At 57.9% G+C, this 7,572-nt stretch carries 8 protein-coding genes and 1 pseudogene; 7 read left to right on the forward strand and 2 right to left on the reverse strand.

Annotation, left to right across the window (positions count from 1 at the left end; translation table 11 throughout):
* The first annotated feature begins 21 nt into the window (after nucleotides 1-21).
* The 7 genes from fliN to H8F23_RS27365 all read left to right on the forward strand — a co-directional run bounded on the left by fliN (nucleotide 22) and on the right by H8F23_RS27365 (nucleotide 4,733).
* Complete coding sequence (fliN, locus tag H8F23_RS27335; RefSeq protein ID WP_007920031.1) at nucleotides 22-471, forward strand: flagellar motor switch protein FliN; 450 nt, start codon at nucleotides 22-24, stop codon at nucleotides 469-471.
* Nucleotides 472-924, forward strand: coding sequence for a flagellar biosynthetic protein FliO (gene fliO / locus H8F23_RS27340; protein ID WP_194936431.1), 453 nt, complete (start codon nucleotides 472-474; stop codon nucleotides 922-924).
* Entirely contained in the window at nucleotides 924-1,682 is a 759-nt protein-coding gene (fliP, locus tag H8F23_RS27345; RefSeq protein ID WP_064121002.1) for a flagellar type III secretion system pore protein FliP, read from the forward strand. The genes fliO and fliP overlap by 1 nt, the downstream gene beginning before the upstream one ends.
* Complete coding sequence (gene fliQ, locus H8F23_RS27350) at nucleotides 1,679-1,948, forward strand: flagellar biosynthesis protein FliQ (RefSeq protein ID WP_041072975.1); 270 nt, start codon at nucleotides 1,679-1,681, stop codon at nucleotides 1,946-1,948. Before fliP ends, fliQ begins: the two co-directional genes overlap by 4 nt.
* 3 nt (nucleotides 1,949-1,951) lie before the next feature.
* Entirely contained in the window at nucleotides 1,952-2,737 is a 786-nt protein-coding gene (gene fliR / locus H8F23_RS27355; protein ID WP_093439752.1) for a flagellar biosynthetic protein FliR, read from the forward strand.
* A 3-nt stretch (nucleotides 2,738-2,740) separates the two neighbouring features.
* Nucleotides 2,741-3,880, forward strand: coding sequence for a flagellar biosynthesis protein FlhB (flhB, locus tag H8F23_RS27360; protein ID WP_194936432.1), 1,140 nt, complete (start codon nucleotides 2,741-2,743; stop codon nucleotides 3,878-3,880).
* Nucleotides 3,881-4,058: 178 nt separating this feature from the next.
* Nucleotides 4,059-4,733 (forward strand): hypothetical protein, encoded by a 675-nt coding sequence (locus tag H8F23_RS27365; RefSeq protein ID WP_194936433.1) that lies wholly within the window; start codon nucleotides 4,059-4,061, stop codon nucleotides 4,731-4,733.
* Between the two features lie 186 nt (nucleotides 4,734-4,919).
* On the opposite strand, the gene H8F23_RS27370 is transcribed toward H8F23_RS27365, so the two are convergent.
* Nucleotides 4,920-5,279, reverse strand: a complete 360-nt coding sequence (locus tag H8F23_RS27370; RefSeq protein WP_194936434.1) for a DUF6124 family protein — start codon at nucleotides 5,277-5,279, stop codon at nucleotides 4,920-4,922.
* Nucleotides 5,280-5,809: 530 nt separating this feature from the next.
* Nucleotides 5,810-7,572 (reverse strand): annotated as a pseudogene (locus H8F23_RS27375) (hypothetical protein); the annotation flags it as partial.

Genomic DNA, 7,572 nt, shown 5'->3' on the forward strand with positions numbered 1-7,572 from the left:
TTTGCCCGCCGAGGACAAATGATGAACGACGATATGAACGCCCAGGACGACCAGGCACTGGCTGACGAATGGGCTGCGGCTCTGGAAGAAACCGGTGACGGTCAAGCTGACATCGACGCCCTGCTGGCGGCTGACGCAGCCAGCGGCTCGCGCCTGCCGATGGAAGAGTTCGGCAGCGTGCCGAAGAACAACGATCCGGTGACCCTCGACGGCCCGAACCTGGACGTGATCCTCGACATCCCGGTGTCGATCTCGATGGAAGTCGGCAGCACCGACATCAACATCCGCAACCTGCTGCAACTCAACCAGGGTTCGGTAATCGAGCTTGATCGTCTGGCCGGTGAGCCGCTCGATGTGCTGGTTAACGGCACGCTGATTGCGCACGGTGAAGTGGTGGTGGTCAACGAGAAGTTCGGCATCCGCCTGACCGACGTGATCAGCCCAAGCGAACGCATCAAGAAGCTGCGCTGAGTGAAACGGTTTCTCTGGGCTTTGCTGGCATTGCCATTGAGCGTGCTGGCCGCCGAGCCGTCGACGGCGACCACAGTGCCAGCCGCCACCGCGCCGATGGTCACCAGCGGCGTGGCCGGGCAACTGACGCAACTGGTGTTCGGCCTGTTGCTGGTGCTGGGGCTGATCTTCTTCCTCGCCTGGCTGTTGCGCCGGGTGCAGCAGGCAGGTCCGGCGGGCAAGGGCCAGGTGATCGAGCTGATCGGTTCGCGCGCGCTCGGCCCGCGTGACCGTTTGCTGCTGGTGCAGGTCGGCAACGAGCAGATTCTGCTCGGCCTCAGCCCCGGCACCATCACCGCGCTGCACGTGCTCAAAGAGCCGGTCGAGGTGCCGAATACCAGCGAGAAAGCGACCCCGGAATTTGCACAGCATCTGCTGAAGATTCTCGGCAAGGATCAGAAGGATAAGAAGTAATGGGTGCGTTACGCATCGTCTTGACGCTGGCCCTGTTGCTGGCCGCGCCGCTGGCATTCGCCGCCGATCCGTTGTCGATCCCGGCGATCACGCTGGGCACCAACGCCGATGGCGCGCAGGAGTATTCGGTCAGTCTGCAGATCCTGCTGATCATGACCGCCCTGAGCTTCATTCCGGCGGCCGTGATTCTGATGACCAGTTTCACCCGGATCATCATTGTCTTTTCGATTCTGCGTCAGGCCCTCGGTCTGCAACAGACGCCGTCGAACCAGATCCTCACCGGCATGGCGCTGTTCCTCACCATGTTCATCATGGCCCCGGTGTTCGACCGGGTGAACAACGATGCGCTGCAGCCGTATCTGGCGGAAAAACTCACCGCCCAGCAAGCGGTGGAAAAGGCCCAGGTGCCGATCAAGGACTTCATGCTCGCGCAGACCCGCACCAGCGATCTCGAACTGTTCATGCGCTTGTCCAAACGTACCGACATCGCCACGCCGGATCAGGCGCCGCTGACCATTCTGGTGCCGGCATTCGTCACGTCCGAGCTTAAAACCGCGTTCCAGATCGGCTTCATGATCTTCATTCCGTTCCTGATCATCGACCTGGTCGTGGCCAGTGTGCTGATGGCGATGGGTATGATGATGCTCTCGCCGCTGATCATCTCGCTGCCGTTCAAAATCATGCTGTTCGTGCTGGTCGATGGCTGGGCGCTGATCATCGGCACCCTCGCCAGCAGTTTCGGAGGTGTCTCGCCATGACGCCGGAAGTCGCGGTCGATATCTTTCGTGAAGCGTTGTGGCTGACCACCCTGATGGTCGCGATTCTGGTGGTACCGAGCCTGTTGGTCGGCCTGCTGGTGGCGATGTTCCAGGCCGCGACCCAGATCAACGAACAGACCCTGAGCTTCCTGCCGCGTCTACTGGTAATGCTGGTGACCCTGATTGTCGGCGGTCCGTGGATCGTGCAGACCTTCATGGAATACATCATTCAGTTGTACAAAAACATCCCGATGGTCATCGGCTAAGCCATGCAATCGCTGCTTCAGCTGACCGACACCCAGATCAGTACCTGGGTGGCCTCGTTCATGTTGCCGCTGTTTCGCGTCGCCTCGATGCTGATGGTCATGCCGGTGTTCGGCACCACCCTGGTGTCGCGCCGGGTGCGCCTGTATTTCGCCGTGGCCATCACCGTGTGCATTGCGCCGAGCCTGCCGCCGATGCCGGCGGTCAGCCCGCTGGATCTCAGCGGCTTGCTGCTGATAGCCGAGCAGATTCTGGTCGGTGCGGTGCTCGGGTTTTCCCTGCAACTGTTTTTTCAGGCCTTTGCCGTCGCCGGGCAGATTGTCGCGATTCAGATGGGCATGGGCTTCGCCTCGATGGTCGACCCGGCCAACGGCGTCTCGGTGGCGGTGATCGGGCAGTTCTTCACCATGCTCGTGACCCTGTTGTTCCTGTCGATGAACGGCCATCTGGTGGTCTTCGAGGTCCTCACCGAAAGCTTCACCACGCTACCGGTCGGCAGCGGTCTGATGACCGCGCATTACTGGGAACTGGCCGGCAAACTCGGTTGGGTGCTGGGGGCGGCGTTGCTGCTGGTGTTGCCGGCGGTCACCGCGTTGCTGGTGGTCAACATCGCGTTCGGCGTGATGACTCGCGCCGCACCGCAACTGAACATTTTCTCCATCGGTTTTCCGCTGACCCTGGTCCTCGGTCTGTTCATCGTCTGGGTCGGTCTGGCGGACATTCTCAATCAGTACCAGCCGCTGGCCACCGAGGCTTTGCAGTTGTTACGCGAACTGGCACGGGCGCGCTGAGTCATGGCAGAGAGCGAAAGCGGTCAGGACAAAACAGAAGACCCCACGGACAAACGCAAAAAGGACTCCCGTGAGAAGGGTGAGATTGCCCGCTCCAAAGAACTCAACACCCTGGCCGTGACCATGGCCGGTGCCGGTGCGCTGCTGGTGTTCGGCGGCATGCTGGCCGAAGACCTGATGGAACTGATGCGTCTGAACTTCACGCTGTCGCGCGAAGTGATCATGGATCAGGGTTCCATGGGCGCGTTTCTGTTGCAGTCGGGCCAGATGGCGCTGCTGGCGATCCAGCCAATCATGATCACCCTGTTGCTGGCGGCGCTGATCGGGCCGATCTCCCTCGGTGGCTGGCTGTTCGCGGCCGGCTCCATGGCGCCCAAGTTCAGTCGGATGAACCCGGCGGCAGGCCTGAAACGGATGTTCTCGTTCAAGGCTGTGGTCGAATTGCTCAAGGCACTGGCCAAGTTCCTCATCACTTTGGGCGTGGCATTGGCGGTGTTGTCGTCGGACGTCGATGACTTTTTGCGAATCGCCCATGAACCGCTGGAGATGGCGATCATCCACAGCGTCACGCTGGTCGGCTGGAGCACCTTGTGGCTGGCTTGCGGCCTGATCATCATCGCCGCTGTCGATGTGCCGGTGCAGCTCTGGGAAGCGCACAAGAAACTGCTGATGACCAAGCAGGAAGTGCGCGACGAGCACAAGGATCAGGAGGGGCGCCCGGAGGTCAAACAGCGCATCCGCCAGACCCAGCGCGAGATGTCCCAGCGCCGGATGATGGCGGCCATTCCCGATGCCGACGTGGTCATCACCAACCCGACCCACTACGCCGTCGCGCTCAAATACGACTCGGAGAAGGGCGGGGCACCGGTGCTGCTGGCCAAGGGCAGCGACTTCCTCGCGCTGAAAATCCGCGAAATCGCCGTCGCCAACAACGTCATGCTCCTCGAATCGCCGGGGCTGGCGCGCTCGATCTACTACTCCACCGAACTTGAGCAGGAAATCCCCGGCGGGTTGTATCTGGCGGTGGCTCAGGTCTTGGCCTACGTCTACCAGATTCGCCAGTTCCGTGCGGGCAAGGGCAAGCGTCCGGATCCGCTCAAGGACGACTTGCCGATTCCGCCGGATCTGCGCCGCGATTCCTGACGGTTACCGTCTGTCTGGAAAGCCTCTGAACCTGTCAAGTCTGACAGTAGACGGCTGCGCCTGCCGGCGCTCTCATTGCCATGGGAATTCTCCCGGCATTTCCCTGCATTGGTCGCTCTGTTCATCTGATACGAGTACCAGGGAGCGGCGCCTGCATCGGGTTTCAGAGGAAGCAATCATGGCAGACCAGCCCTACATAAAGTTGCAAGGTATGGAGGTTGAATTCGTCTCGGGAGTGTTGGAGCAGCGTACAGCCGATCGCGCAATCGGTTACACCGTAACTTTCAAGTTGATGCTGGACTTCACCCATTTCAAACAGATGGCCAACGCCTACAGCGCCAATTATCTGGAAGTGTCGAACAACGCGATTCGGCCGGAACTGGAGGGGTTGGCGTACCACAATCACTACAGTGTGATTGGTGCTTCTGCCGGAAAAATCGTCAACAGTGCGATGCTTTTCGAACTCTTCACCGATCCGGATTTGTACCTGGATGCCTGGATCAACAGTGAAATGGAGAGGCGATTTGGCAAGCCGCAATTCGTCATAGAGGGAAATGCGCTTTTGATTACGGCGCGGCAGGACTTTCGTTGGCAAAATCCGGAGCGTGAAATCAAGATCGAAGACCTCCCCATCATTTGGTTTGATTGGGCACTCACCCTCATAGAGCAGCGGACAAAAGTGTCTTGGGGGCTGCCGGAGCGTACGACGCCGATATCGGTGGTGACGTTTATGTACCCGCAGGACGAGGTCGTCGTTATCGAGGGTACGGAGCTGCTCAAGGGCGCGCGCTATATCAACGGCAAGAAGCTCGGTTTTGGCCCGATTACACCTGAACAGGTTTTAACGGCGTAGTGATCTGCAACCCGCCGCCCCGGTTGAAACGGGGCGGCGGGTTTTTTCTGTCTCAAGGTTTTGTGTTGCGCCTTAGCCAGTATTCGCGCTCCCACTTTGGAAGCCGTTCAACGGTGGGAGCGAGCCTGCTCGCGAAGGCGTCAGAATTGACGCTGGATCAATCAGCCGGTGTCCCCAATGCCTGCGTCAACCCGGCACCTCAAGATTATCCATCACCCGATTCACCGCCAGTTCCCCAAGCATGATCAGTTGCGCAATCCCCAGCAGCGTCCTGCGCTGCGACGCGGGTACGAGATGAGCGAAGTCATGGGCGATGGTTCTGGCGGAAGCGAGAGTTTCGCTGGCATCCGCCAGCAGTTCTTCGTTTTTGAAGTCTGCGGTAACGGCGTACATTCGGCGGGTTTTGCGGGGCGGTGGCGTGGAGCCGGGTGGGCAGAGGTAGTGATCGAGAGCGCGGTCGGCGGCTTCGTGGAGTTTTTTCGAATCGAGGGATTCGTAGGGGGAGGTGGGGTCGGTTTCGGGCGGGTTGGGTGTTGGTTTGATCATGGTGAAGCTCCTGAGGTTATGGAGCCACTCTTTCCCTGTCGCTAAACAAGTGAAGGTGGCAGCTGTACGCAGGTTAGCGAACCGGTCACAGGCACCCCGGTAGACCCAAAGGTCTCCCGCATACAGCCGCCATAACGTAATTGCGGGCGAAAAGTCCCACAACGAAGCCACGAACGCTGATGCACTGAGATGGTCCGAGTCGCTAAACCCGATCGCTGATTCGTCAGCGACCGGACCACAATAGAACCCGACCCCAAAGCGCACAAGCCGGCGGATTCTGGCGTAGCTGTAGGCAATGGCGCAAGAATTTGTAGCCTCGGAGACGTGTCTGGGGGTGTCTTTTAAACACCTGAGTTTAAAAGATGCTTTGTGAGACGCCACTGGCCCCTTCGTGAGCAAGCTCGCTCCCAGGAATGCGTTTCCCTGTGGGAGCGAGCTTGCTCGCGAAAGGGCCATCCCGGCCAGCAGAAAAACCTTGATCAAGCCTCGCTGTTTAATTCACTGGTCAAGTAAATTCATCCCCTTTTCTTTTAGGTCTGAGCAGTAAACTTCATGTTGTCAATAGTAATAAAGTTGCCAGCGCCTCCAGTTAAATGGCTAAGCTCTATTCGTCTGATATTCGGCTCTATAACAATCACGCTTGTAGGATTCGTAGGAGAATTTGCTGGAATCCTCAATATTTTCAATGGTGTAGGCCCATTTCCGTAGAAAGTAGCAGTAAATGCTGCGTCAGAATTTTCGCCGCGATGGACGGAGTAAGTGAACTCTATACGAGAGCAAGGTACTTTCAGAGTCAGCGTGGCACTCGCAATATTATTGTGTTTACTAACTGAATACAGGTGTGCATTTCCACTATTTATAATGCTTACATAACCCTCGTAAACTCGCTGGGACGTAATTGTCATGTAAGTTGTTTCCAGAGTGCTTATTACTTGCGCAGGGTATTTTTCAAATCCCTCCGTAAAAGACTTCGGAAGCACTGTAAATTCCCTTTTTCCTGTCGAATCCCCCGGGCCATAAAGTCCCTTGGCATAAATACTGTGCTCGGCCACGCTCAGGCCTGTAACCGGCAGTACCCATATACCCGTTGCGGGATCGGCAGTCGCTTTGCCTTTTGGGTTTGAACCGACAAATACTTCGATTTGCTGATCCTTGGCGGCGACGCCGGACAGCGTTACGGCAGTTTCTACCGTGAACCCTCTGTTAGGGATTTCGCCACCGCTCGGCGAGCCCTTTACTGAGGTCAGTGTTGGAGCGGTGGCTGCAGTCACGGTCAACGTTCTTGCCGCCGACTCGGCACCCGCGCCATATAACGCCTTGGCTTTGAAACTGTGTGCAGCAACACTCAGACCTGTAACCGGCAGTACCCATATGCCCGTTGCGGGATCGGCAGTCGCTTTACCTTTTGGGTTTGAACCGTCAAATACTTCGATTTGCTGATCCTTGGCGGCGACGCCGGACAGCGTTACGGCGGTTTCTACCGTGAACTTTGCGTTGGGGATTTCGACACCACTCGGCGAGCCCTTTACTGAGGTCAGCGTTGGAGCGGTGGCTGCAGTCACGGTCAACGTTCTTGCCGCCGACTCGGCACCCGCGCCATACAACGCCTTGGCTTTGAAACTGTGTGCAGCAACACTCAGACCTGTAACCGGCAGTACCCATATGCCCGTTGCGGGATCGGCAGTCGCTTTACCTTTTGAGTTTGAACCGTCAAATACTTCGATTTGCTGACCCTTGGCGGCGACCCCGGACAGCGTTACGGCGGTTTCTACCGTGAACTTTGCGTTGGGGATTTCGACACCACTCGGCGAGCCCTTTACTGAGGTCAGCGTTGGAGCGGTGGCTGCAGTCACGGTCAACGTTCTTGCCGCCGACTCGGCACCCGCGCCATACAATGCCTTGGCTTTGAAACTGTGTGCAGCAACACTCAGACCTGTAACCGGCAGTACCCATATGCCCGTTGCGGGATCGGCAGTCGCTTTGCCTTTTGGGTTTGAACCGTCAAATACTTCGATTTGCTGACCCTTGGCGGCGACCCCGGACAGCGTTACGGCGGTTTCTACCGTGAACTTTGCGTTGGGGATTTCGACACCACTCGGCGAGCCTTTTACCGAATCCAGGGTCGGCACTATGTTTTCGTAGGCCTTGATCTTGTAAGTACGCAACGCAAATGTCACAGCCTCACTCTCAACCTGAGTACCACCAAAACCTGCCTTGAACTCCAATTCCAGGTCACTGCCATCTTCGAGGCTCTGCAAGTCCGCCAGCGGAAATGCGTGGGTGTAAAAACCCT

The sequence above is a fragment of the Pseudomonas neuropathica genome, from assembly GCF_015461835.1.
GTDB classification, from domain to species: Bacteria; Pseudomonadota; Gammaproteobacteria; order Pseudomonadales; family Pseudomonadaceae; genus Aquipseudomonas; species Aquipseudomonas neuropathica.

Coding starts and splice junctions, on each gene's coding strand:
- fliQ (WP_041072975.1), top strand. CDS start 1,679: ATGACGCCGGAAGTCGCGGTCGATATCTTTCGTGAAGCGTTGTGGCTG.
- fliN (WP_007920031.1), top strand. CDS start 22: ATGAACGACGATATGAACGCCCAGGACGACCAGGCACTGGCTGACGAA.
- flhB (WP_194936432.1), top strand. CDS start 2,741: ATGGCAGAGAGCGAAAGCGGTCAGGACAAAACAGAAGACCCCACGGAC.
- fliP (WP_064121002.1), top strand. CDS start 924: ATGGGTGCGTTACGCATCGTCTTGACGCTGGCCCTGTTGCTGGCCGCG.
- H8F23_RS27370 (WP_194936434.1), bottom strand. CDS start 5,279: ATGATCAAACCAACACCCAACCCGCCCGAAACCGACCCCACCTCCCCC.
- fliR (WP_093439752.1), top strand. CDS start 1,952: ATGCAATCGCTGCTTCAGCTGACCGACACCCAGATCAGTACCTGGGTG.
- H8F23_RS27365 (WP_194936433.1), top strand. CDS start 4,059: ATGGCAGACCAGCCCTACATAAAGTTGCAAGGTATGGAGGTTGAATTC.